The 23,964-nt window shown below is 46.0% G+C and carries 26 protein-coding genes and 1 tRNA gene; 11 read left to right on the top strand and 16 right to left on the bottom strand.

Annotated features, from left to right (window positions below):
• The first annotated feature begins 79 nt into the window (after positions 1 to 79).
• Positions 80 to 805: a LuxR family transcriptional regulator gene (locus tag KME12_10810; protein MBW4488267.1), complete on the top strand. Its 726-nt coding sequence runs from the start codon at positions 80 to 82 to the stop codon at positions 803 to 805.
• 323 nt (positions 806 to 1,128) lie between these two features.
• Here KME12_10810 and KME12_10815 read toward each other — a convergent pair whose 3' ends face one another.
• On the bottom strand, positions 1,129 to 1,968 hold the full coding sequence (locus KME12_10815) for a fatty acid desaturase (protein ID MBW4488268.1): 840 nt from the start codon (positions 1,966 to 1,968) through the stop codon (positions 1,129 to 1,131).
• 254 nt (positions 1,969 to 2,222) lie between these two features.
• Here KME12_10815 and KME12_10820 point away from each other — a divergent pair, with 254 nt between their 5' ends.
• Positions 2,223 to 3,038 carry a hypothetical protein gene (locus KME12_10820; protein ID MBW4488269.1) on the top strand — a complete coding sequence of 272 codons (816 nt, stop codon included), beginning with the start codon at positions 2,223 to 2,225 and terminating at the stop codon, positions 3,036 to 3,038.
• 87 nt (positions 3,039 to 3,125) lie between these two features.
• Here the strand turns inward: KME12_10820 and KME12_10825 are convergent, their stop codons facing one another.
• The 3 genes from KME12_10825 to KME12_10835 form a co-directional block, all read right to left on the bottom strand.
• Positions 3,126 to 4,460, bottom strand: coding sequence for a GHKL domain-containing protein (locus KME12_10825; GenBank protein ID MBW4488270.1), 1,335 nt, complete (start codon positions 4,458 to 4,460; stop codon positions 3,126 to 3,128).
• 7 nt (positions 4,461 to 4,467) lie between these two features.
• Positions 4,468 to 5,019, bottom strand: a complete 552-nt coding sequence (locus KME12_10830; protein MBW4488271.1) for a heme NO-binding domain-containing protein — start codon at positions 5,017 to 5,019, stop codon at positions 4,468 to 4,470.
• A gap of 97 nt (positions 5,020 to 5,116) precedes the next feature.
• Entirely contained in the window at positions 5,117 to 5,542 is a 426-nt protein-coding gene (locus KME12_10835) for a hypothetical protein (GenBank protein ID MBW4488272.1), read from the bottom strand.
• A gap of 763 nt (positions 5,543 to 6,305) precedes the next feature.
• On the opposite strand from KME12_10835, the gene KME12_10840 reads away from it, so the two are divergent.
• Positions 6,306 to 6,521, top strand: a complete 216-nt coding sequence (locus KME12_10840) for a Nif11-like leader peptide family natural product precursor (protein MBW4488273.1) — start codon at positions 6,306 to 6,308, stop codon at positions 6,519 to 6,521.
• Positions 6,522 to 7,006: 485 nt separating this feature from the next.
• Here the strand turns inward: KME12_10840 and KME12_10845 are convergent, their stop codons facing one another.
• On the bottom strand, positions 7,007 to 7,642 hold the full coding sequence (locus KME12_10845; GenBank protein ID MBW4488274.1) for a type I restriction endonuclease subunit R: 636 nt from the start codon (positions 7,640 to 7,642) through the stop codon (positions 7,007 to 7,009).
• A gap of 127 nt (positions 7,643 to 7,769) precedes the next feature.
• Positions 7,770 to 8,531, bottom strand: a complete 762-nt coding sequence (locus KME12_10850) for a hypothetical protein (protein ID MBW4488275.1) — start codon at positions 8,529 to 8,531, stop codon at positions 7,770 to 7,772.
• 168 nt (positions 8,532 to 8,699) lie between these two features.
• Here KME12_10850 and KME12_10855 point away from each other — a divergent pair, with 168 nt between their 5' ends.
• Positions 8,700 to 8,933, top strand: coding sequence for a hypothetical protein (locus KME12_10855; GenBank protein ID MBW4488276.1), 234 nt, complete (start codon positions 8,700 to 8,702; stop codon positions 8,931 to 8,933).
• Positions 8,934 to 8,938: 5 nt separating this feature from the next.
• Complete coding sequence (locus KME12_10860; protein MBW4488277.1) at positions 8,939 to 10,261, top strand: MATE family efflux transporter; 1,323 nt, start codon at positions 8,939 to 8,941, stop codon at positions 10,259 to 10,261.
• 65 nt (positions 10,262 to 10,326) lie between these two features.
• Here the strand turns inward: KME12_10860 and KME12_10865 are convergent, their stop codons facing one another.
• A complete protein-coding gene (locus tag KME12_10865; GenBank protein ID MBW4488278.1) occupies positions 10,327 to 10,662 on the bottom strand; it encodes a hypothetical protein in 336 nt (111 codons plus the stop codon).
• A 163-nt stretch (positions 10,663 to 10,825) separates the two neighbouring features.
• Between KME12_10865 and KME12_10870 the strand changes: the two genes are divergently transcribed.
• The 3 genes from KME12_10870 to KME12_10880 all read left to right on the top strand — a co-directional run bounded on the left by KME12_10870 (position 10,826) and on the right by KME12_10880 (position 12,002).
• A complete protein-coding gene (locus KME12_10870; GenBank protein MBW4488279.1) occupies positions 10,826 to 11,011 on the top strand; it encodes a hypothetical protein in 186 nt (61 codons plus the stop codon).
• A gap of 62 nt (positions 11,012 to 11,073) precedes the next feature.
• Positions 11,074 to 11,622, top strand: a complete 549-nt coding sequence (locus tag KME12_10875; GenBank protein ID MBW4488280.1) for an HNH endonuclease — start codon at positions 11,074 to 11,076, stop codon at positions 11,620 to 11,622.
• Positions 11,616 to 12,002: a hypothetical protein gene (locus KME12_10880; protein MBW4488281.1), complete on the top strand. Its 387-nt coding sequence runs from the start codon at positions 11,616 to 11,618 to the stop codon at positions 12,000 to 12,002. The genes KME12_10875 and KME12_10880 overlap by 7 nt, the downstream gene beginning before the upstream one ends.
• Before the next feature lie 322 nt (positions 12,003 to 12,324).
• Here the strand turns inward: KME12_10880 and KME12_10885 are convergent, their stop codons facing one another.
• The 5 genes from KME12_10885 to KME12_10905 all read right to left on the bottom strand — a co-directional run bounded on the left by KME12_10885 (position 12,325) and on the right by KME12_10905 (position 15,411).
• On the bottom strand, positions 12,325 to 12,906 hold the full coding sequence (locus KME12_10885; GenBank protein MBW4488282.1) for a hypothetical protein: 582 nt from the start codon (positions 12,904 to 12,906) through the stop codon (positions 12,325 to 12,327).
• A 71-nt stretch (positions 12,907 to 12,977) separates the two neighbouring features.
• Positions 12,978 to 13,616 carry a GNAT family N-acetyltransferase gene (locus KME12_10890; GenBank protein ID MBW4488283.1) on the bottom strand — a complete coding sequence of 213 codons (639 nt, stop codon included), beginning with the start codon at positions 13,614 to 13,616 and terminating at the stop codon, positions 12,978 to 12,980.
• Positions 13,616 to 13,981 carry a hypothetical protein gene (locus tag KME12_10895; protein MBW4488284.1) on the bottom strand — a complete coding sequence of 122 codons (366 nt, stop codon included), beginning with the start codon at positions 13,979 to 13,981 and terminating at the stop codon, positions 13,616 to 13,618. The genes KME12_10890 and KME12_10895 overlap by 1 nt, the downstream gene beginning before the upstream one ends.
• Positions 13,982 to 14,206: 225 nt before the next feature.
• Positions 14,207 to 14,914, bottom strand: a complete 708-nt coding sequence (locus KME12_10900; protein ID MBW4488285.1) for a tetratricopeptide repeat protein — start codon at positions 14,912 to 14,914, stop codon at positions 14,207 to 14,209.
• 65 nt (positions 14,915 to 14,979) lie between these two features.
• Positions 14,980 to 15,411, bottom strand: a complete 432-nt coding sequence (locus KME12_10905) for a hypothetical protein (protein MBW4488286.1) — start codon at positions 15,409 to 15,411, stop codon at positions 14,980 to 14,982.
• Positions 15,412 to 15,774: 363 nt separating this feature from the next.
• On the opposite strand from KME12_10905, the gene KME12_10910 reads away from it, so the two are divergent.
• Positions 15,775 to 16,914 (top strand): glycosyltransferase, encoded by a 1,140-nt coding sequence (locus KME12_10910; GenBank protein MBW4488287.1) that lies wholly within the window; start codon positions 15,775 to 15,777, stop codon positions 16,912 to 16,914.
• 6 nt (positions 16,915 to 16,920) lie between these two features.
• On the opposite strand, the gene KME12_10915 is transcribed toward KME12_10910, so the two are convergent.
• Both KME12_10915 and KME12_10920 read right to left on the bottom strand, forming a co-directional pair.
• A complete protein-coding gene (locus tag KME12_10915; protein ID MBW4488288.1) occupies positions 16,921 to 17,937 on the bottom strand; it encodes a glycosyltransferase family 2 protein in 1,017 nt (338 codons plus the stop codon).
• A gap of 127 nt (positions 17,938 to 18,064) precedes the next feature.
• Complete coding sequence (locus tag KME12_10920) at positions 18,065 to 18,799, bottom strand: C40 family peptidase (protein MBW4488289.1); 735 nt, start codon at positions 18,797 to 18,799, stop codon at positions 18,065 to 18,067.
• Between the two features lie 182 nt (positions 18,800 to 18,981).
• Between KME12_10920 and KME12_10925 the strand changes: the two genes are divergently transcribed.
• Both KME12_10925 and KME12_10930 read left to right on the top strand, forming a co-directional pair.
• Positions 18,982 to 19,932: a class A beta-lactamase-related serine hydrolase gene (locus KME12_10925; GenBank protein MBW4488290.1), complete on the top strand. Its 951-nt coding sequence runs from the start codon at positions 18,982 to 18,984 to the stop codon at positions 19,930 to 19,932.
• A gap of 343 nt (positions 19,933 to 20,275) precedes the next feature.
• Positions 20,276 to 21,130 carry a hypothetical protein gene (locus KME12_10930; GenBank protein MBW4488291.1) on the top strand — a complete coding sequence of 285 codons (855 nt, stop codon included), beginning with the start codon at positions 20,276 to 20,278 and terminating at the stop codon, positions 21,128 to 21,130.
• A gap of 143 nt (positions 21,131 to 21,273) precedes the next feature.
• Here KME12_10930 and KME12_10935 read toward each other — a convergent pair whose 3' ends face one another.
• Together KME12_10935 and KME12_10940 are read right to left on the bottom strand one after the other, a co-directional pair.
• A complete protein-coding gene (locus tag KME12_10935) occupies positions 21,274 to 22,605 on the bottom strand; it encodes an ABC transporter substrate-binding protein (GenBank protein MBW4488292.1) in 1,332 nt (443 codons plus the stop codon).
• A gap of 138 nt (positions 22,606 to 22,743) precedes the next feature.
• Positions 22,744 to 22,835 (bottom strand) — tRNA-Ser (locus KME12_10940).
• Positions 22,836 to 23,964 lie beyond the last annotated feature (1,129 nt).

Below are 23,964 nucleotides of genomic sequence, written 5' to 3' on the forward strand. Positions count from 1 at the left end.
GCAATAAAATCTATTCCTATACTAGGAATGGCAACCCACTGCGCCCAGTCCTCGATCGAGTACTCTTTGAGGTACAACGATGATTTCCTTGCAGCTTTTGTTTGAAGAAATTCACCAGCTAGAAGATGAAGATGACTTGCGATCGCACCTTGCACCAAAAATTGGTGAGTATTTTGCAGCCAAGCGATCAGGGATATTCTTCTTCGACCAGCTTTTAGCCGTTGGCGCAGCCTCTCCTTTGAAGAATCGCAATCTTCAAAAAGTCCTGAACATTGCTTTATCCCTCGAACATAATCCCGTGGCGCGTTATGTGGCGGAGCGTCATACGCCTGTCCATGAAGGAGTGGTGACATCACCCAAGGCATGGGCAATCATTTGTCCTCGTCCTGATCATTGGCATGTTATGGCAGGGCCACTCATTGATCGGGGTCAATTAGTAGGTTCAGTGGGCTGTACCCGTGATAAATCAATGCCTGCCTTTAATCACCAAGATTTAGCTGATTTAAGTGCCGTTTGTTTACACTTATCCGTTTGGACAGCCACTGTACGATGCGCGCAAAACCTAGCTTTGGAGCCCCAGTGTCAACCCCTTAGCCGCGATCGCCTGACCCCTCGTGAATTGCAAATTGCCGAATTAGTGGCTTTAGGGCGAACCAATGCAGAAATTGGCCATCAACTTTGGATTACAGAAAATTCTGTGAAGCAAGCCTTAAAGCGCATGTTTCGTAAGCTTGAGGTCTCATCCCGTGCAGAAATGGTTGCACAGCTTCTAGACACAAGGCTTCGTTCATCCCATCTAGTCTGACTGTGGTCTGTTTTCTTTCAATGGTAATTGGACAGCCAGCGCTTACGAGATCATGGCGGCTGATTGTAGGGTGCAGAACCCAAGTTTCACGGGCAATTCCACGCCCAGGAAGGCGAAAGGAACTAGAGCGACAGGTCTAATTGTGCTAGGCGAAAGCGATGCTATCGACATTACAGCACAGCAATATATCCCGATGCTCCGGCGTGGCCCACGGATGCATAGAGAAAAGCTACAACTGCGATCGCGTCGGTGAGTAAAGCGAGTTCTTGCAATGGCATCGTTCCTCTTTACTTAACATCGCCCTGATTAAAGCAAAAGCCCCATCAAAAATTAGGTATCTTGCTGGATGGTCGTGAGAATGCTTTTTCAATCTTTGTCATTAGTGAAAAGGGGAAGCCGGGGTCTTGATACAAATGTGAGGGAATTTTTTCTTTGATTTCCTCATGAAACTGGGGTAATTCGCTCCAATGTCGCCCACATTGAAGGTGGTGAGCGGTATGGTATCCCAAATTGCACGTAAAAAAGTTGTACCAACGATCTGTGATGTTATAAGTTGCTTGATAAGGATCTGCTTGATCCAGTCCAGCATGATGGTGATAGGTGACGTGAGCGGTCAGGAATAACAGCACGATCATCGGAATGATGAAAATGATTAAAGTATTGGCCCAATTAATCCAAGCCAGTAACCCCAACACGACTGCCGTCAGAAGAATGTTCTGAATCAGCTTGTTTCGGGATTTTGGGTAGCGTTTCCCTACGTTCAATGCGATCGGGTAGGCCAGAATTCCTACTCTAAAGGTGTATTCCAGATGGGACATTAATTTCCCATTGGCGTTTTTCCAGGCAGATTCATCTTTGGTTTGGTCTAAATAGTTAAGATGGTGGCCGAGCGTATGGTGCAGAACCCAGGTTTCTCCGACAATTCCCGTATGCAACCCCATAATGAGTTCGATCAGACGGTTGGCCCAGGAGACACTAAAGAATTTGCAATGTTGATGGTGATGGTTCCAGCTACAGATCCATCCTTTGAGAGGGAGACTGGCGATCGCCCAAACAATAGGGATTAATATAGTAGGACTGAATAGAAAAATGACCAAATCAGCCGCTAAAACCAACAAGATGAACGCGATTAGGTAGTAATCGACTTTTTTTCTGGCACGCATTCTTATGTAAGTAGGCGAACATGGCTTAGCGACAAAAATTACTTTGTTAGAAGCCTGTTCAATTGTACAGTTATGTGTCCTTTTTCTGCCTGCATATTCCTAAAAAATGGTTGGGCGATCGCCCTAGAACCTGCCTCACTGTTTTGATGCCTAACTCTCCTGTTTGGCCGCGATAGGCACACCTGAAACGAAGAGTTTTCTATAGCTCATGCGGGCACTCTAGGTGAGCTAGTTTGACAAACGGGAGAACCTCTATGAAGCTAATTCATGTTCATGGGTTTGCAGAACTTGAGCCAGAATCGCTTATCACCAATCAATACCGGAAATTTGCCAAGAAACTTCAGTGGAATTTAGAGATTCAAGAGTTTAAGTGGAACACCTTAGAAGGAAATCCAACCAAGCTAGTTGCCAATTTCCATGAGTCTGGGCATCGCGTCAAAGAAGTTGCGGCTCGATTGATGGAGGCAATTGCAGCCGAACAAGGAGAAGTCATACTATCTGGTCATAGTCTTGGCGGTGCGATCCTACTAGAAGCATTAGAACTTTGTCCTAATTTCTCCAATTTTCATAGTGTGATTTTATTAGGTGCAGCTTATCCTCAAAAAAATACACTCTCTCAACTTCAGAATATAGAGCCTCGGTATTACGCATTAAATTATCACTCTCTTAGATGGGATTTAGTGTTGAGTCAAGTCTATTTCAATGTAAAAGGATGTACCGCAGTTGGAACGAATGGACTTTTGAATCCTGGCGTTTTTGATAATTTAAAGGTGAACTGCACTCATGATGGATATACTGGATATGCACGGTTAGTCCCTGGTATCATTGGGCTTCTCGCTCATGCTCAAGGAATTCAAAGCCCTGAAAAAGCGAATAAACCTTGGCAACCGATTGCAATTGGTAATACAGCAGATTGGGATGATCTACATCACCTTGATGGACATATTGTGCAACGAAACTGTATCACGGGCTATTTTCGAGTTATTGAAGCAGGCGGCGTTCATCGAGAGCGATTTTATTCTGCATCTGTAATCCCCCTTCTGGAGGCGATCGCAAAACTGCCAAAATAAATGATCAAGAATGTCCTTTTGATATCTATGGTGGAGAGCGAGTAAGAGCGATCGCGCATTATCTCTGACTTAGAAAAAACACTAAGATTAAAAAATTGGAATTTTAACCATAAATTCAGTTCCCTTTCCCAACTCAGAAACTACTTCGATTGTGCCATGATGCTTTGCGATAATTTGCTGACTGATTGATAGCCCTAATCCTGTCCCTTTGCCAGCAGGTTTTGTCGTAAAGAAGGGATTAAAAATCTTCTCTTTAATTTCAGGAGGAATTCCATGTCCGTTATCTTGAATGCGTATACAGACATGGTTCAAGCCATCTACACTAGTTCGGACCACAATCTGCTTGGATGCTATATCCCTCTCCAGCAAGGCATCAGCAGCATTAGAGAGAATATTCATAAATAGTTGATTGAGCTGAGCTGGATAGCACAGAATTTTGGGTAGGGCTCCATATTCTCGAATAACCTTAACTTCCTGCTTCAGTCTGTGGTTGAGAATTAGCAGTGTGCTGTCGATACCTTCATGTAGGTCTACGTCTTTTTGGTCTGCCTCATCTAATCTAGAAAAGTTGCGTAATGACAGCACAATATCTCTGATCCGACTACTTCCCATTTGCATTGATGTCACTAGACGCGGTAAATCGCTCAACACAAATTCCAGATCCATCTCCTCCATGAAATCAGTGATTTCCGGAGAGCCTTGAGGAAAGCGCTGTTGATAGAGTTCGATTAGGGTAAGTAGATCCTGAACATACTTGTCTGTGTAGGTGAGATTGCCGTTGATAAAGTTAACTGGATTATTGATCTCGTGGGCAATCCCTGCCACCATTTGGCCCAGCCCAGACATCTTTTCAGCCTGAATCAGTTGGGCTTGAGTTCTCTGTAAGTTTTCGAGAGCCTGTTCTACGTCTCTAGCTCTCGCCTCTGCCAGTAGCGCAATTTCTTCCTTACTTCTCAAAGTATCTTTTAGCTTCAGTTCTCGTTCTGCTAGCTCATCCATTAACCGACTCTTTGCTTGCAAAAGAAAGAGAAAATCAGCAGCAGAATCGTGACTTGCAAAGTCTTTTAGTTTGATGCCAATTTGATTAAGCTGGCTAATTTCCGTAACCACAGGAGACCCCAGAAAGAAAATAACCTCGCAGTCCTCAACAGGCATCATCTGCCCCTTGAGAACCATTTCACTATGGAGCGATTGCAGCATGAATATGCTGTGAGATTGCTTACTCAGAGCCGCAAAATCAGCAGTTTGCAGAATGGGGCGCTTAATTTGAAAGCACTGGTCGAGTGGTGACCCAATGATGTCAGGAATAAGCCGCTGCAAGACCTCTCCAGCTTGAACAATTGTGCGATCGCCCTTAAACACAAAATGAAAAGGAAATGCTTTCGCCAGCAACTGGGGTGACAACGTGAAATGAGGCTGCATGCAAGCTTCAGTGGGGTTTGTACTGGATAGTGAACTCATCATGATCTGCACCGTCTGACTTGCTTTGAGTCTGGGTGACTTCGACATCCGTATTCAAGTGTGTACCCAGGCCTTTTACCAATCCCACCACCATTGGAGCTAATCCCTCTCGATGAGAATGATAGTGGAGGTGTAGCGTTTGTTCCTCAACATCCTCACAGGCAAAAGAGGGCGGCTGGAGTTGGGGGAAACTGACTCCAACTCGCGTATGCAGGTCGTCCAGGTTCTGTAAAAATTCGGGAAGTGTATCACCGCTCATGTCCATCAGCTCACCATACCCTTCCGTGGAGGTGTATTGTACCCAAAACTCGCCAAAGGCTTGCATGATTGCTGAAGCAGGTAGATCCAAAACCAGACTCGCAGCCTTCACCAGTCTGTGGGTCAAATCATCCGGGTAAGACTCCATGCTAATGAACGTATCCACCTCGACTTCAGCCTTATGCCGAATCTCATTCCAGGTTGCTTCACCGAAACGAGTACAAACCATATCGTGAATTGCTTTATTGACTAAACCGTACATAAAATCTCCTGTGGTGCAGTTTCAAAACGGCTGCGTAGTTTGCCTGCAAACCTTTTGAGACTAAGTCTCTGGAAGGTTGATCGCCAAAATAATCTATCTATAGCTTGCCCACTTTTGCAGTCAATCGCAATTGGGTGAAGCGACAGATCAGATATGCCGCGAGGATAAAGAATGGTGCCCAGCCAATGAGAAAGAGAAAAAACGCTGGCGAAAATGAGCCAGGTTGATTACCCAGGTAGGCGCTGGTAGAGAGATCATCACCCTTAATCGCTATGGCGATCGCTGGCCCGAACCCCTGAAGTGCTCCCCACCAACTGAAAGCTGCCAGACAACTCATACCAAGGCGATGTTTTGCCACATCTGTCGCACGCTGATGATTTGGAGATGAGGGCGATCGCGCCATGATAACCACAATGAGGATGAACGTCCAGATCATCCACAGTGCCCCAGTCCAGGGATTTAAGCGCAAAGCGATGATGGCCGTGAGGACTAGCCCAGTCGCGACAAGTAGACCAGGCAGCATCGTGATAGTTGTTTTACCGTTCTGAAAGCGATAAGGGCTGAGATCGGTGCGATCGCCCGGCGATGATGTGGATCAAAAGTATCGTTAAGAAGACGGAGTTTGCTAAGGAACTGCCATAACTGACTGGCTTGTGAAGCAAGAACGTTGATTCCATTGCTTACTCCTATTTTGACTGCATACGACTCATTCGTGAGGCAATATGCAGTAATTTTACCAGCCTAGCTATTTACTATTAAGTGTACTGCTCCCCCATAAAAGCGATCGCCCTACCAACCGCATTAGAGCCGATGAAATCAACTTCATTAAAGTCATCAAGACAAATGGCGATCGCCCTAAAATCCATCTCACCAACCAAAGCAATGTTATTTTTCTGATAACAGCCGTGAACTCATCGGCGTACTGGGAAATTGCGGAAAAAACCAGCGAATCTACCGTGCGTCCAATGCTGTAAATAGTTGGGACTAGGCGTACTAAAAGCAGCGAAACTTAACTCTTAAAAGCCGACTGCGTGATGTGTTACTTGTACCGCCTCAACAAAGGATTTTGCAATTGGGAGTTCCACTCATTGCCTATATCTTAAAAGAATAGTAGAATTTGCTTGAAGCCTGTAATGGTTTCCCTGCTTAATATAAGCAGCTAACGAGAATACAGCCCTTTTCAGTCTGATGAGGTACAGTAAAAGCCCTGAAGCATTTGCTATATGCCGATCTAAGATCTTGATTCGTACCTCACTAGAGTGGGAAACGCTGTAGGAATTTCAAATATGGCTTTAGATCAACTTGAGGCGTTTTTAAAGAAAATGCAGTCTGAACCTGCACTTAAGAACGAGGTGCTCAAAGCATCAACTGCAGATGATGTTGCGCGAATAGCACTAAAACTTGGTTTTGAATTTTCAGGTGATGAATTACTGAGAATGTCAGGAAAGAAATTTGGTGGAGTTACTGTTGTAAAAACCGATCTTCCTGGGGAGTATAATTAAATGTTTTTGGAATGTCTGATTGTACAAGCACAGGAAGAATAAACACCATATTTGCTTCAAATCAAGAGTATCTTTACCCGAATTAAACGCCCTCTTGAGCAGCTCTCATAACTCTTCATAGGCCTAACTATTAATTAGGTGTACTCTTTCCCGCTAAGATCCCCTACGAGGTGATTAGATGGAAAGTTTCCGCATAATTAGTTTCTTGAGGCATTTAGGTGGAAAGTTTTTCCGCATAATAACCCTGGACAACTAATTTTGGCGGAAAAAGTCAGTAAATTTTTCATTTTGTCACCCTCTTAAGTCAGCCTAAGATCCCATTATGGCTAATTAGGCTGACTCAAGGGGGCATTGGTGGGGCAATGACCAAAGAAATTACTAGACAAAGCGCGAAATGCAGTTTGAGTTAAGACATGAAGCGATCGCCTTCTACCTTAATCACTTCCTTTTGATATCTATGATAGAGAATAGATAGGTGCGATCGCTTACCTCGCAACATTAATCACGTAACCAATCCGCTTCAAGATTTGCAAAGCATTGTAGAGTTCTCGATTGGAAGTAAACGGTGCAAATACACGCGATAGGGCATAAAGCCGACGTTCGGACTGCACCAGTTTTACAAATAGAATGTCATCTCCATTTGTCACCATGCCAAAACTCGGTTTTTCGGGTTGGGGATTTGCCATAAGATAGGCGAGCGTTTGAGGCAGAGCAGCCCAGACGGATAGTGCAGTTTTCTTGGACTCCAATACTACAACCCAAAACTGATTTAACAGCACCAACACATCGATTCGCCCTTGCAGCACCTCTTCTCCATCATTCAGCGTTAACTGCACCGATTCTTCTGCCCTTACCCGAAATGGTGGGTCATAAAAGCCTGCGATCGCTAGCAATGGAGAGGCCAGCAATAATGTGACGGTTCCTTCCAGTAGTTGCCCTTCCGAGCGTTGATATAAATATCGCCGTCGCAACTCATCTAAAGCTGTTTGCTCAACCGTTGTAACTTCCGGTAACCCAGCCTGCCATTCTAAGAAAAACGCTTCATCTTCAGTTCTTGCCAGGTTAAATCGTCGTTCTGCCTCAGCAATTGTTGTAATAGCGTCAGTGATGGCAACTGTCATAGTGGCGATCGCGCAGGGTTACACCCAATGGTATCAAACTACTCCTGTGCTTGTTCTTGTGCGATTTATTGATGGTGCGATCGCCCCTTATCTACAAGCTGTGTTAGAGATGCAACTTGCTTTCCCATTATTCAGCTTTAGCAGAAATTTTTCTCAGAGGAAAGCGTGGCAAGGCTTCTTTAGAGAGCCATCTTCGGCATATGTTTAGTGTATTTAGCCATTCGTCTACAGACAGGCTTTCTTTGTGCGAATGTTCATAACGATATCCAACGCTGAGATTAACACCAGTAATCTCTCGACATAACGTCACAATATCCGTATAAGAGAAGCGATCGGGCTCTGTATATCCGGTCATACCTTGCACATAGTCCCGAAATTCATCTGTACCAACTGAGTAACATTTAAAGTCTGAGCCATGACGACGATCGAGTTGGATCATGAATTGATGTTGAGAGTTAATCTCGTCTGCAATATCAGAATTCTTGGGATCACTCATCAACCAATTACTTCCTAGACCTCCAATTTCCTCACCATCAGTGATTAGTAGTGAATGGCCTAAGTCCTTGAGTAACCACAGGATTGCACATCCTGCTCTGTCATCAGCTCCAATTCCATAGACTGAGCTTGAAGATTGAAAAACATCATTTGAGAAAATCAGTTCATGTTTTGCATTGTCAGATATTGCACCAAAGTTATCCCAAACTGTATCAGCATGAGCCACTAGCAAAACTTTATTCTTGCGCTGCCCTCTAATGTAAAGAAACCGCTCTGGTCGTTCTCCTCGAAAAACAATCTCTTTATCGGGGATACCTAGAAAGTATTGAAAAATAGGTTCTGAACTTTCTAATGGAACTTCTAAAAACTTTCTAAGAATCTCGATATCATTCATTTTTGAAGGTTAGAAATTTTTGCAGGAGTTTATATTTCTCATTCTCCATAGCATATAACCATATAACCAGAATCTACAACAGAGCCGCCACAGTACATCTTCCATGCTAATCTCGACTTTAGTTGTCTAGTGCGATCGCTTATGGGTAGCCAATCTAAAGCCAAAACTATTTTCATTCTTGCCTCAATGGTGGGCTGGCTGATTGTGGGAGCAGCACTGATCTATCTCTTCCCCGTAATTGCAGATCTAGTTGTCTCCTCCGATCACACCCATCTCTGGATGAAAACTCTCAGCCGTGGTGATTACAACCCCGTGTTGGCGGAGGTTGGAGGCGGTGTTGCTCTGATCATTACTGTAGCGGCGAATATCATTTGGTATCAGCGGTTTGAAGGAAAGCTGTAGGGCGCATGTCTGCCAACTCGCCATCTCCTCCTTTTCTGCGTCGCTTCTATCGGTTAGCGATCGTCAATATCTTTTCCAACTTGATGGTGCCATTGGCAGGATTGGTCGATGTGGCATTTTTGGGACACCTCTCAGAAATCCGACATTTGGCAGGAGTGGCTATAGCGACTGTATTGTTCAACTATCTCTACTGGACCTTTGGCTTTCTCCGCATGGGCACTACTGGGATGACTGCTCAAGCCGTAGGAAGGGGCGATCGCGATGCGGCATTGCTTGTGAGTTTGCGACATGGATTAGTAGCCTTAGGGATAGGCTTAATAATTCTGCTATTACAAGTGCCCTTAAGAGCGATCGGTTTTACCCTCCTTAGCGCTACAACGGAGATAAAGCTAGCGGGTCAAGCTTATTACAATGCTTTAATTTGGGGTGCTCCAGCCACATTGATCAACTTTGTGCTGATCGGTTGGTTTTTAGGTCGAGAGCAGAGCGGTAAAGTCCTATTGCTCTCTGCCATTAGCAGCCTCACGAATTCTTTTATGGATTACTTCTTTGTGGTGCGTTGGGGCTGGGAAAGTGCCGGAGCAGGAGCTTCTACCGCATTGAGCCAATATCTCATGTTACTCACTGGTATGTGGCTTGTATGGCGAGAAATTCGTTGGTCACAGGTACAAGCGATCGCCTCTAAAATCTGGGAACCTATTGCTCTTAAAGCTGCGTTCACGCTCAATCGCGAGATTCTCATCCGTACCTTTGCCCTGATTTCCACCTTTGCCGTCTTTACCAACCTCAGTTCTACCTTTGGCACCACTGTTTTAGCGACGAACACTGTTTTGTTGCAAGTCGTGACGCTGGCGGCTTACCTTATTGATGGCCTCGCCTTTGCCACTGAAAGTTTAGCGGGTATCTTTCGCGGTCAAGGCAAAAATGAGCAATTACGATTACTGCTGTGGATTTCGGGTGGCACCAGTTTTGGATTGGGGTTGGGATTCGCGATCGCCTTTATCCTTAACCCTAATTTTTTCTTTGGGCTGCTCACCAACCATACCGATGTTTTGCAGGGAATTAATCAGTATGTAGTGTGGCTATTACCCGTTCTAGGTTTTGGCTCGATCGCCTATATGTTGGATGGTTATTTTATTGGCTTAACAGCCGGGAAAATTTTGCGGCAGTCGGTGGTGGTAGCGGCTGTGGTGGGTTTTGTACCTGTGGCGATCGCGGCTTGGTACTGGCAAAACACCCATCTGTTGTGGTTTGCGCTGACTCTATTTATGACCACAAGAGCTTTGATGCTAGGGAAACAAGTGCCTGAATCTTTGCGATCGATTTAGCAATTGGGAGACTGCTTGAATTCTATTTTGAATGTGCAGTACCTCAAGCAGCCTCCTCCAAAAACTTATTTGGGCAAACTGCCTATACTCAAAGGCACCATTTCTCCTTTGGTGGTAAAGCCCAATAACATGGGTTCTTGCGGTCGTATTAACTTGCCTGTAAGGGCGCAGCGTTCTTCTTGTTGAGCAGTGGCATCGACGCTGGCTCGGATATCTGAGAGCGAAATTTGGGGTTGAGAGTTGCCAGACTTCTGTCGCACGAAGTCCCACAAAATATCGCGAATTAATGCCTGATAGCCTTGATTTCCTGACAATTCTTTCAGGTGCTCTTTTAGCTCGCGTTCCAAGCGAATACTAGTAACTTCCATTTCGGTGGTGGGGGTGCGAGTAATCGTATGCATGATTTTTTTCCTCTAAGATCTGGACATGCTTGTAATACAAGTGTAGTATGTAAACAGTCAAATGCAAATTTATCGGTTGAGCGAGTCTTCAGTGAGTCTTTTACCCACCACCCACAATCCACGGCATACGGCCAATTGCCCCCGCAGTTGGAACTCGATAAACATGCCCGTGGAATTTTTGTTGGCAGCAGGCTATGGCCTATCGCTAGCAGCAACGGGTGCAGGCAAAGGATTGGCAGGATCGCAGCGACCATTTGATGGCATTAATCGGCAGCTTGGCCTCAGAAAAGAGGTAGAGCGACGAAGCGGGCGGTACAGGTTTAGAAATGCTGTACCCACAAAAGACTAGAAAACTCACCAATAGTGTTTTCCAGCCCCCGCTTCTACTCAACAGAAGTGGGGGTTTTTAGTATGAGGAGTCAAACCGTGAGGATGACAACGAATGTTTTAGAGCAATCGGTGGTGGTGTTCTCCAAGAACTACCTCCCCCTCAGCCGCATCAACATCAAGCGGGCAATTTCCCTGTTGGTGATTGGTAAGGCAGAACCGATGACCCTAGAAGATACAGCAGAAGATATGGCAGGTTGGCAAGTTCGTTCTCCCAACTCAATCTTTTATGTGCCCAATCACATTCGCCTCACGGTTGCCAGCACAGAGCGGATCTGGAAAATCCCAGCCGTCAGTCGGCGCGAAATTCTGCGGCGAGACCACCACACTTGCCAGTACTGCGGCAGCACCAAGCGTTTGACGATCGACCACATCATTCCCCGATCGAAAGGCGGAAAACACACTTGGGACAACGTAGTTATAGCCTGCGAACGGTGTAATCAGCACAAAGGAGACCGCACTCCCCATGAAGCAGGCATGATCCTCCGCACCAAACCCAAAGCGCCCATTCATCCCACCATCGCTTTCGCTGAACAGTTCTGGCAAGTTCGTAAAGAGGAACCTCCATGCTGAAACTCACCTACACCGACCTGGGTTTGCACTTAGAGCGACTGGCTCAATCTCCTGAGGAGCTGGTAGCCCGACGCGCCATCTTAGCGCTACGCATGAACCAAAATCTGCATTTTGAACCCAGTCGAGCCGCCTTCTTGCTCCCTGCCGATCTCCCAGAATTACCGATACTGGAAGCGACAATTCGACGAGAAAAAGGAGATGCGATTGCCCTCTTCCCCGTTTGCGAGGACTCCGTTGAAGTCAGTCTGCGCGGTATGTGGATCGCTCCAGAAGTAGATGCTCATGAAGGTATCTTTATTGCAGTCATGAGCGATCGCCTGGAGTTTCTGCTCCACAAGCTCTGGCAAGTAAGCCAAACGCAAGTCTCGTTCTTATTATGAGCAGATGAGCTAAACCAGCAGCAACGTTAAATTTGTACCACGGGAGAGGGTAGATATCTATCCTCTCTAAAACTATTAAAGACAATAACAGGATACGAGGCACATTGCTTTGGCTATTAACACCAACGAGAGGTAGCGCCTTTGCCAAACTGACGGGTAAAGCCCATCGCCGACTGATTCGTCAGTGTTACTAGCAGATTTGCTGACAAACCGATTAGCAAATACGTTTTTCGATGCATTTTCACTATTTCCTAGGGATCAAGTTTCTTTTAATAAAAATCAACTACTGTCTTAAAAGCATTAAGAAAAGCAACAACTAATCTTATGGCTGAACAAGTTGAAGCTCCACCAGTGGAGTGAGTACTTCTCCTGTCCAGAGGTTTTCTAATATTCTTTGTGAGACTCCTGGTTCCATCCACTCCAAAGGACCCTCTTCAGGAAATTCACGATAATTGAACCGAAACTGATAGGTACCTGGATACAGGGGGGAAAAACTATAAATGTCTTGGCTTGGGAAAGGAATATTTAGAATCAACTGGCGATCGCGCTTTTTCTTCCGATTTTGCATCCAAAACAGATAGGCATGACAGGACAAAGTTACTGTTTTTCCGGGAAGTACCAGAAAATAGTCAGATTCAAGAGGTGGGTTATATCGCTCACAGCTGATACCTGTCCGCATTAATTGCCCGTCGGGTGCAATCATTTCTGGACGCATGGAGAAAAAATTCCCTGAAAAGTAAAAGGAGGTCTGCGTATGATTAGTAATGCGAACACCAAGTAGCGCAAAAGTAAAAGCACCGCGCTTCGCTTCCGGGATGGGTAATACTCTTGGCGACACCGAAGTTTCAAACCCAATCCCGTCTACTTCAATCACATTGCTGCCATTTGATTCACTTGATGTCATGTTAAACACCCTTGCTATGCCAGGTTTTTTAGTACTGTCATGATAGGCAGTAATAGAAGCGATCGCTAACTCTACCTGAGCAATGCCAAAATCAAACCAACGGCTAACAGCCCCATCAATAGGATCAGAGGCACATAGGTAGAATGTTTTTCTGCGCTGGCAGTTGGGAGAAGTTGCTTTTCCAACATAAAGCAAGGAATCCACTCGCCAACCTCAGCCCAGAAGCCATCTTTGCGGATCAGCTTATAACCTTGGGCCTGGTAAAAACCTACAGCCGTCAGCGATGACAGCACCCAGAGAGAGCGATATCCTTTCTCAATTGCAGCTACTTCTAATGCTTGCAAAACCTGGCTACCAATACCTTGCCGAGCAAATTGAGGATGGGTATAAACAGCCGTAATCTGTCGTTGCTTCGTTGACAGACCCGAAAAACCCACTAACTCAGCTTTATATTCAGCCAGAAAAACCGTTTCATTCGATCCCCGCCACAAGGCTTGTCCCTCAACCAACACCTGAATTTGCTTCGGATTGTAGTCAGCAGAGCAGAGCGTCCTGAAAGCCTTTGTTTGCAAATCAATCATGCGATCGCGGTCTTCTAATCGGGCTAGCCGGATGTTAACGTCCATGATGGTTAAGATTGGACTGAGGAGGTTCCGAGCTTCTACGCGATCGCGCTGAATTGAGGACCAATCGCTAGCGCAACCAGTCACTAACGAGAGCGGGATTCATAATACTTATACTGTCGCGTTTTCGTCAGATACTCCAAGAAGCCTTGACGCGGTTCATAGCGGAAATAGCCATTGGCCTCTGAAGCATCGTCATCAAAAGCCATCCAGTAGGGGCCTAGCTCCTTACTGGCAATTTTACGAGTCAAGCAACCACGGGCATTACAAGTTTTTGTGGTTGTGTTAGTCAGGGTGATGCTCTCTTTACCATCACTCCGCACATAGGTACCGAGGGGAATCATCTCAGATAAGGTCGCTCCTTCTGGCCACCAAGCCTGAGTTGGTGGAGCCACCACGGTACCGATTACTAAAGTAATAGCCGTCAGTGTTAGAGAGGTTAATAGTTTCATTTAGGGTTCTTGTCGAGTTGTGAGAGGATGGTTTTGTGAATGGCATCCAATACCACTCCAGGTAATGAATACCACTCGTAAGGGGTTAATTACAGATACTTACCCTAAAATTCCCTGAGGGTTAACGTAACTATCGATACTTCTTCCTTAGTTTCTCTACTATTAAGTTCTCTAGAGCATAGTGAGGAGACTTACTGCACTAGCTAAGAGCTGAGTAAATCAGTTTTACTTGTACGTAGTTAAATTTATGAATTCTTCATCTTCTCGAATTTGAGAGAAAGTCGGATCAGAAGCTACCATTGCTCGACAGCTAGGATTAAAGTTAATTGCCCATCTCAGACATCTAACTGTTAAGGCAGCATTACCTTGCAATGCGTAACATCTCGCTTTGGCATACCAAATGTATGCATCTTCATATTCAGTTTGGAGCGCTTGGTCTAAAGACTTAATTGCTTTTTGATACTGAGCCAAATTGGAAAATACAATACCACGGACAAACCAAGCTTGAGCATTATTGTGTTGTAAGTGAATTGCTCGATCTAAAGATTCAATTGCCTCCTTGTAGCTTCCTGATGCATTTTGAGCTGTAGCAAGCAAATTCCATGCAGCCAAGCTATTAGGCTCTAGCTCAATTGCTTTGTTTAAGGATGCGATTGACTCTAAGAATCTTGATTCCGAGAGAAAAGCATGTCCTTGTTTTAGGTGGTCGGTCGCAGTGAAAAACAACTCAGGACTTGCTTTTTGGAGAGATTTTTGGAGAAATTCAACCTTTCTGGCTAGATCTTGGATTTTTTGAGGTTCTTCAGAAGATGACTGATTTGAACTCAACAACAGCGAGCATATGGTTCCATTAACTAAGCCTGTAAGCCGATTTTTCTCTAGTTGAGTGTCTGATACAATACGTCTCATTCGAAGTGTTGTATCACTTTTCATTACTTCAATTTCTTGTTTTGCAATCGAAGTTTTTTGTTTAAGCTCTTCTACAACACTTTGAGCTTCTAAAACCGTGTTTTGTATTTTTTCGTACTCTCTGTTAATTCTTTTCGAACTTCAGATGCCAATTGCTCAACCAGGCTTTTACGTAAAAACCATGCAACTATCCCCAAAGCAATAGGAATTAAAGTTAGTACCGCAATTAAAACTCCCATTCCTGCCATAAGAATATCAATTAAGCTTGTCGAGCGATTTACAGCACGATCAACCTCAGATTGAACACGCTCACCAACTTTATTGCTTTTTTCTATTATTTCTTCAACTTCTTCTCGCTGTTGGGTTGATAGTGAAGAAGATGAACTAGATTGTTGCAGAGTAGATGGTGATGGAGATGGAAGAGCCTTGGGAGAAGTCGAAGCAGCTATTTGAGCTACCACGAGATCAATAAGGAACAGAAATATCAGAGTGGCTCCTGTTAGATACTTGATTTGTGCCAATATCTTGTTCATTCGCTCAAAGTACTAGATTTCAGCTTAAAAAAGCTTAACTTCAAATAGCTGGCTCTTAGTAGTACTTAACGTAATTATGCCTGAAAAACATTTGTGCCAGCAACATCTGAAAACTCAAAGCGATCGCGTGGAGGTAGTGCCTAAGATGTAATGCCCCTGTTTCTGAAACCCTTACAAATTAGGGAGTTCCTTCCGTCGTCATTAGCAATTTTGAGCACTACCCGCGCGGGTTCTCAAGGATCTTCCGTTTCTCTCGTACTCAATTGATTCAACCTCTTGCTATAAGTAACAAGGAAGCATCTGCAATCAGCGATGTTTGCCAGCAATTCAGGTGAGGGGGATAACAAGAGGATGGCAGCCAACATCAAAGTGGCTTTGGTGCATGACTACCTGCGCGAGTACGGAGATGCAGAGCGGGTACTACAGGTGATCCATCGTCTCTACCCAGAAGCACCGCTCTACACTGCTTTTGTGGATTATCAACAATTAGGTGCCGATGCCAAACGTTTTACGGATTGGGATATTCGGACCACGTTAGCTCAAAAGTTACCTGGTATCACTCGCCATCCCCACCGTTGGCGGGACTTACTGCCCTACTTCTGGGAGAACCTAGACTTATCCGAATTTGATCTGGTGATTTCTTCTTCCGGCGATTTTTTGAGTAAATCAGTTTTGACCAGAGCCGAAACATTGCATGTCAGCTATTGCCACACACCGCCCCGCCATCTCTGGGAACGCTTGCGATCGCGCCCATATCCACGTTGGTATGACACTTGGCTGGATACTCGCTTGAGGCAATATGACTTTTATGCCTCCCAAAGAGTCGATCGTTACATCACCAACTCCCGCACCGTTGCCCGTCGCATCCAGAAGTTTTACAACCATCCAGCGGAGGTGATTCCACCCCCAATCAAAGTGCATGGCGAAGGTGAAGCAGGCGATCGCTACTACCTCTATGTCGGCAAGCTAACCCGTCAGATGCAAGTTGATCTGGTGGTCAGGGCTTGCACTCAGCTTGATCGTCCACTGTGGATTGTCGGCACAGGCAATGATGCAGAATATTTGGACTTGCTGCGTAGTCTTGCTGGCCCTGAGGTGAAGTTTTTAGGAGAAGCTCCAGAAGAAGCTCTGCCTAGCCTCTACGCAGAAGCCAAAGCTCTAGTTTTTCCTTGTAGCAGTGCCGACTTTGGCAGAGAAGCGGTGGAAGCGATGGGACATGGTATCCCTGTCATTGCTTCTCAGCAAAGTGGATTGCGGGAAGTGGTGTTAGATTACAGAACCGGATTGCTCTTTCCCCAACCCACGGTCGAGAGCCTGATCGACGCCCTCAAGCAATTTGAAGGACTCCGTTTTTCTTCAGTGGCTTGCATCGAGCGAGCTGAGGAATTTGCCGAATCCGTGTTTGTGGATCGGCTGCAATGGTTTATTGCTCAAGCTCTTGATGCCCACAATGCCAGCGGGGTAGAGACAGAACGCGACCCTTTTGTTTAGCGATCGCTAGGCTGTTTCTGATTCTGCTTCCACTACTTCTCGCACCCGATAGATCGGTCGATCTTGAGATTCGTGATAAGTTCGCATCAGCAGTTCTGCCAGCAAGCCGAAGCTAAACAACTGTATCCCTGCCAACAACAACACCACCGCCAGGATGAGCAAAGGGCGATCGCCAATACTTTGACCCAAGCCCAGCTTCAGGAAAGTTAGATAGCTCCCTAGCAGCACTCCAGCCACCATTGAAGCTAAGCCAAAGCTGCCAAACACATGCATGGGGCGAGTCAAAAACTTCTTCATAAAGAAGATTGTGAATAAGTCCATCAAAACTCGGAGCGTCCGACCCAAGCCATACTTACTCTGGCCGAAGCGACGAGCATGATGCCGCACAGGAATTTCGGTAATCCTTGCTCCTTCAATAAATGCCAGGGCTGGCAAAAATCGATGTAGCTCACCGTAGAGATTCATGTCGGCGACGAGTTCCGATCGGTAAGCCTTGAGAGAACAGCCATAGTCGTGCAGTTTCACCCCCGTCACGTTACCAATCAGCCAGTTAGCAATTTTGGAAGGAAGGAGCCGAGTCAAAGCCGCATCTTGTCTAGCTTTACGCCAACCACTAACTAAGTCATATCCTTCATCTAAACAAGCCAGTAGGTGAGGGATGTCTGCTGGGTCATTTTGCAAATCGCCATCCAAGGTAATCAATACCTTGCCACGGGCATGCTTAAAGCCAGCCGACATTGCTGCGGTTTGTCCATAGTTGCGTCGTAGGATCACAGCCCGTAAGTCAGTCCGAGCTTGGGCTAGTTGCTTGAGTAACTCAGTCGAGCCATCACTAGAGCCATCGTCAACACAGACAATTTCGTAGCTAATTTGGTTTTCAGTGACAGACGTAGCGATCGCCTCAATTAAGTGAGGAAGGCTTTCTACTTCGTTATAGATGGGTACGATGACAGAGACTTGAAGTGCTGGATCAGAGAAAGCTGGATTGGGGATCTGAGTCTTAGTGGTAAATGAAGTACTCATTGTGGTAATTGCTGATCCTCGCGACTCTCAAGATACTCAAGTGTGACCTAGGGTACATCCTATCAATATCTCTACATTGACTGATTGATTATTTGCGCTAGCTCGTTTCACCTCGTTCAACTACAGCTCACCTTTGTGGTTGGTAACTCGCGATCACACGACCTGCGCCGCGTAGTTGTCGATAATAAGCTTGGCTCACAATATCTCCCTGCTCAGACAGGCGATCGCTCTCAATCCCATTTCGACCCTGCTCTTTGCCAGAACTATGAAGATAAGACTGATCTCCCACATATAGCCCCACATGCGTTGCTTTTTCTGGAGAACCAAAGAAAACTAGATCTCCTGGTTGTAAGGCGGTCATGGCGATCGCTTGAGTAAATGCTTCTTGTTGATAGGCGTCTCGCGGTAATTGAATCCCGACAGACGCAAAAGCGGCCTGCATCAACCCAGAGCAATCATAATTTGGCCCTACAGTGCCGCCCCAGAAATAGTAATTGGGTTGCTCCATCGCTTTGTAGACGAAAGCGATCGCTTCTGGCAGTCGAGCTTGAATTTCTGTAGCATTGAGTGCGATCGCTTGGTAGGGCATAGGGGCCACAACAAGTTCGCGAATATCTGTTGTCCGTAACCACCCTGGATAGTCATCTTCACACAAACGCACTTGAATAGCGGCGCTATCAGCAGTCCTAGGGGTTGTAGCTGGCAAGGAGATAATTTGTAGATGTCTGCCAACCGCAGCTTGAGTGGCTAAGCGATCGCTTTCTGGCCCGTCATAAAGGTTTAAGTTGGCTTGGCACTGATACTCTAGCTTTTGAGCAGGATCAGTATTGAAAGTCGCTTGTAAATCGCTCAAAGAAACCATTGATCAACAAATTGAGTGGGGATAGGGGGATAGGCCCTTAGCTATTATGCATTCGGGTTCTGAAACCAGGTACGGTGGAAAAGTACTCATATCATTGGCACTATTCAAAATTAATTGTGTGATCGCAAGCTATTCTGCTGCAATCTAGTCATCTGTTTACTGAGTTCATCCATCAAGTCAAAATGACATTTTTCCGCAAAGACGAACAACTGCAAACTTTAGGCGATCGCGTCCTAGAAGCTACCTGGGCCGAATTTTCTGGCTTAGCTCGTAATCAAATTGCCCTAACCTGGATTGTCTACGATGCCCCAGTTTCCGTGAATACCGGAGGAGCCTTAAGCCCAGAAGCCTTCTGGAACCACGAAGTTAGAGGCTTTAGCTATAGAGGTCTAGAGCGGATCTATCCGGCAAGTATCGTGAAGTTGTTTTACCTAGTCGCGATGCACGAATGGCTAGAGAAAGGCATGATTCAGTCGTCAGCGGAATTGGAGCGAGCGGCCCGCGACATGATTGTAGATTCCAGTAACGATGCCACCAGTTTAGTGGTCGATGTTTTGACTGGCACTACCAGCGGCCCAGAACTACCCCCTGGCCCCTTTGAAACTTGGAAGCAGCAGCGCAATCTGGTGAACCGCTATTTTCAATCCTTGGGCTGGCCAGAACTGGAAACCGTTAATCTCAACCAGAAAACTTGGTGCGATGGTGCTTACGGTCGCGAGCGGGCCTTCCTCGGAGAACTGATAGAAAACCGCAATATGCTGACGACAGAAGCAACGGCGCGTTTGGTTCATGGCATTGTGGGAGGGGTGGCTGTTTCGTCCGAGCGATCGCAAGCCATGATGGCATTGATGAAGCGCAGTCTCAACCCGAACGATTTGGCAGCAGATCCCGAAAATCAAGTGACTGGTTTTTTAGGCGCAGGTGTTGCTCAGTCAGCCCAGGTTTGGTCTAAGGCAGGGCTTACCAGCCAAGTGCGTCACGATGCCGCCTATATCGAGTCAGATGGGAAACAGCCTTACTTATTAGTTGTGTTTACAGAGGGCAAAGCCCATAGCCAAAACGAAGCGATCTTGCCATTTGTGTCGCAGCAAATCGTGGCTGTGATGGATGACCTTAGCGGTGTTAAAGATTAAAGCTATAGCAGTACTGATAAAGGTTAAGACGGGGTGCAGGGGTGAAACCCCTGGCTGGGGGCGAAGCCCCCACACCCCCTTTGCCCCAAACTTGATGCGTAGCACTATAACTACGGAGGAGCCATTAAAGCTTCGGTAAAAGTCGCTACAAGCTGATAATCCTGCCAAACAGGTTCAAATGGAATCTATGTCTTAAGAATGTGTCGAAATTGTTCAAAATTCCCTAAATTGGGGGAACGGTGACCAATTTGCCGATACATTTACCTATAGCAAAAGATAAACGTGAGCTAGCTAAAACTATAGATTGACCTAGTTTTAGTTCAACACACATTGAGGAGTGCCTGTGAATATTACTTTTTTCGGACGTGTTTCTTCCTTACTCAGCCTCAGCGCTCTATTAATGGTTTGTGGTACCTTGTCGGCCCAAGCAGAAACTGTGGATGTGACTGCAACCTCAGATTCCAACTCGGCAGATACTTACTCCTTCAGCACCACATCTCCAGTGTTATTTGCCAACCACACTGAATCTACTAGCCCTTTGGGTACGATTCAGGCAGAAACTGCTCCCACGGAAATGGCACCTGCAACAGTCGCAGACGTATCTGACGTATCTACAGATATGCCTGCGGAAACAGCAAAATTAGCACCAGTCCCAGGAACCACTGCTACATCTGCTCAAGTGTTAACTGAACAAACTGCTACTCCTTCTAGCCCAGTCGAAGCGATCGCTCCTACCACTGAAACGGAAGCGCCTAAAGTCGCTCAATCGATTGAGCCTGGTCGTGCTACCCGTTCTGGCTCTAGCTATATTGGTGCGGGTCTGAATGTGGGCATTACTGGGGATACAGCGCTGGGTGATACGAACTTCACAGTCCTCAGCAAGATTGGATTAACTCCTACCATCTCGGTCAGACCTTCAGTGATGATTGGCGATGATGCTGATATCTTGATCCCAGTTACTTTAGACTTCCCTAGCTACACGACTGATGATGTAGGCATTTCTGTCGCTCCCTATGTGGGCGCAGGGGTTGCCATCACAACTGGAGATAGTGATGTAGTTAGGCTGCTGCTGACTGGTGGTGTAGACGTGCCTCTGACTCCACAATTCACTGCCACTGCTGCTGTGAATGCCGCTGTATTGGACGATACAGACATTGGCCTTCTGTTAGGAGTTGGCTATAACTTCACTTCTCGGTAAGTTCTAGTCATCCCTTAGGAAATTTAAAACCCCCTGCTAGCTCGTAACAGCTTCAGGGGGTTTAGTTTAAGGCCGATTAACAATTAATTACCAATGAGGGCGATCGCCAGTCTTTAAACGGGTCTAGCTCTCGCGCCTACTCTTTACTCAGGTTGCACTTTACCAACATTGGCTAACGTGCCATCGTCTTTGACGCTCCAAACATCGTAGCTACCGACAACATCTCCATTTTCGTCAATGTCAACGTTGCCGCTAGCACCTTGGTAGTTAATGTCTTGGCCTGCCCGCAAGAGTTTTAATCCTTCACAGACATCCGAGATTTCGGTTCCGGGCGCATTGGCTACATCCCGCAACTTGCTTTGAATGCCTGCTCCCGTGTTAGCTTTAGCTGCTTCTGCCGCTAGCATTAACAGAGCTGTGGCATCCCAAGAATGCGGGACGTAAGCACTCACGGCTTGACCTTTCTTTTCCTGCCAGAGTTGGGCTAAGGCATCTAAAGACTTGCCATCGGCTCCAGGCACGGTTCCGATCGCGTTGGTAATGATGAATTTACCGTCACTCGTTTTGCCGACCTGTTTGGGAAATTCATCACTCTTGACGCCATCGGTCAGCATAACCTGCACCCCTTCCGTCAAGCCTTGCTCATAAGCAGACTTCAATAATAGGCTACCTGTCTCGGCGTAGAGAACTGCCACAACTGCGTCCGGTTTGCCCCCAAAGGCAGCGGCGGCTTCAGTTTCAAAGGTGGTGGCTTTAGGATCGTAGCGAGTGGGTCTGGCTTCATTGACCACTGTACCGCCTTGTTTCTTAAAGGCTTCCACAAATTCTTTTTCGAAGCCAACTCCGTAGTCGTTGTTGATCACGATGGTCGAAACTCGTTTGAAGCCGCGATCGCTCGCCAACTTAGCCAAAGCTCTGGCTTGATAGGTATCGGGGGGTGCGGTTCGAGCCCAGTATCCTTGAAAGTCACCTTTTTTCGCCCGTTCTGTAAAGACAGGGCTGGTGCTTCCGGGTGAAATCAGCATTACCTGGTTGCGAGCAGCCACATCCACAGCGGCGCTAGAAACGCTACTGGCAAATGAGCCGACCACGCCAGCGACTCTATCCGCTTCAGCCAGCTTCGTCATCCCTTCGGCACCTGCGGTGGGATCAGTTTGGTCATCCTCGGCTACCAGCGTTACAGGTTCACCATTCACTCCTCCACATTGGTTAGCTTTTTCCACGGCCAAGGGCACAGAAGCTAACATGGCTTGACCGATGGGCGCTAAGTCCCCTGTAGCTGGCAGCAGAGAACCAATTTTTAATCCCTTGGCATTCGTTGTAGAGGCAGTCGAGTTATTTTGGCCTTGGCTGCCTTGATTGGTGTTAGTCGCATCTTGGCAGGCAGTCGCTAATAAACCTGTAATTAAAGTTGTGATGGCTAAAGTGATTGCTAGGCGCGGCCTCAGACCACTTGCTGAAGCAAAATTTTTCATTTGAACCCAGTACTCTTCTATGGTGCAAATGAATCATGACTGAATTGCTGGGGAAACTCAAGTTTGTGATGAGCAGACTGCTAAAAACAAAAAAGGCCCAGATATTTCTGAGCCTCAGTCGTAAATGTTCTTTTGGAACGGAGAGGGAGGGATTCGAACCCTCGGTACGGTCTTACGATTCGTACAACAGATTAGCAATCTGCCGCTTTCGACCACTCAGCCACCTCTCCAGGGTGACGGTAAACTATCATAGCAGACTTTTCTCAAAACGAACACAGCAATCTGTAACTTTTGGCAGACAGTGTGCTGGCTCTGCGGTAAGTCGCGGCCATGAAGCTTAATCATTCTACCCCACAGTTGCAGTTATTTAGCTATTTTTTTCAGAGAGCGTATGAAAAGTTGGTTTTGGTTGTCTTCCTGGGTTTGCTGACAAAGCTGAGAGTTTCAAACCTGCCAGCAACCTGTACCAGATCGAATAGGTGCAGCTTATGGTTCGGCTGGATACAGTTTGGATTGGCTTGGGTGGTTATGCTGCTAAGCGCAAGCGATCGCGAGTTGTATAGATCACAACAATTTGTGAACAAGGCAACGCCCCTATGCAGAGGTGGAACCCCTGCACCCCGTTCGATCAAAAAGGATTGCTATATCTCGCAACTCCTTCGTAGATTTGATACTAATTCGTTAAATTTCAGAGGTAGAGTGCTTGTTCATTGCATCTTCCGGTGCGGTTCCTCAGTTGATGACAAGTAAATTTTGCTGTTCAAAAATTAATATTTTCTTTATTCATCTAGCCTTTGCTGAAGCATCTACCGAAATCATCCCTCGGCTAATACAGGTGGCGTACAGGGTGCCAGGAACTGCCTCTTAGGCATAACTTGTTACTCTGTTTTCCTACTGAGGGCGTTATTCTAGTGTGATCCCTGCTGGTCTTAACTAGGCGTGATTATTAAATGGAATTACTAAGTGTAATTTGCCAATGTTTTGCCTGGGTTTATATGTAATTGTGATGGCGATCGCTTTTTTAGATAACAGCAATTAAATCTTGATTCGAAATGAATGAACTGCTATCCCAATCAGGGATTTCACTGTTTTTTTGAAAATAATGAATTAACGTAGTATACTATCGAGCAAGCTCAACAAACCTTCTGGTGCAACAATGCTGAATCACTCAATTCAGTGATTCTGGGATCTGAAATAGCTACGTGATCAATTTGTAGTTTTTATAGGCTATATCAGGTTTTCAAGCAACAAGTTCATTGAAGTTTAGCGACGGGAGACGTTCCATGCACAAGACAAAACGTGGTTCTCCGGAGCTGGTCATTTAAAAATACACTCGATTAGTCTTCTGATTCCATTTGC

It is taken from the genome of Trichocoleus desertorum ATA4-8-CV12 (genome assembly GCA_019358975.1).
GTDB lineage: Bacteria > Cyanobacteriota > Cyanobacteriia > FACHB-46 > FACHB-46 > Trichocoleus > Trichocoleus desertorum_A.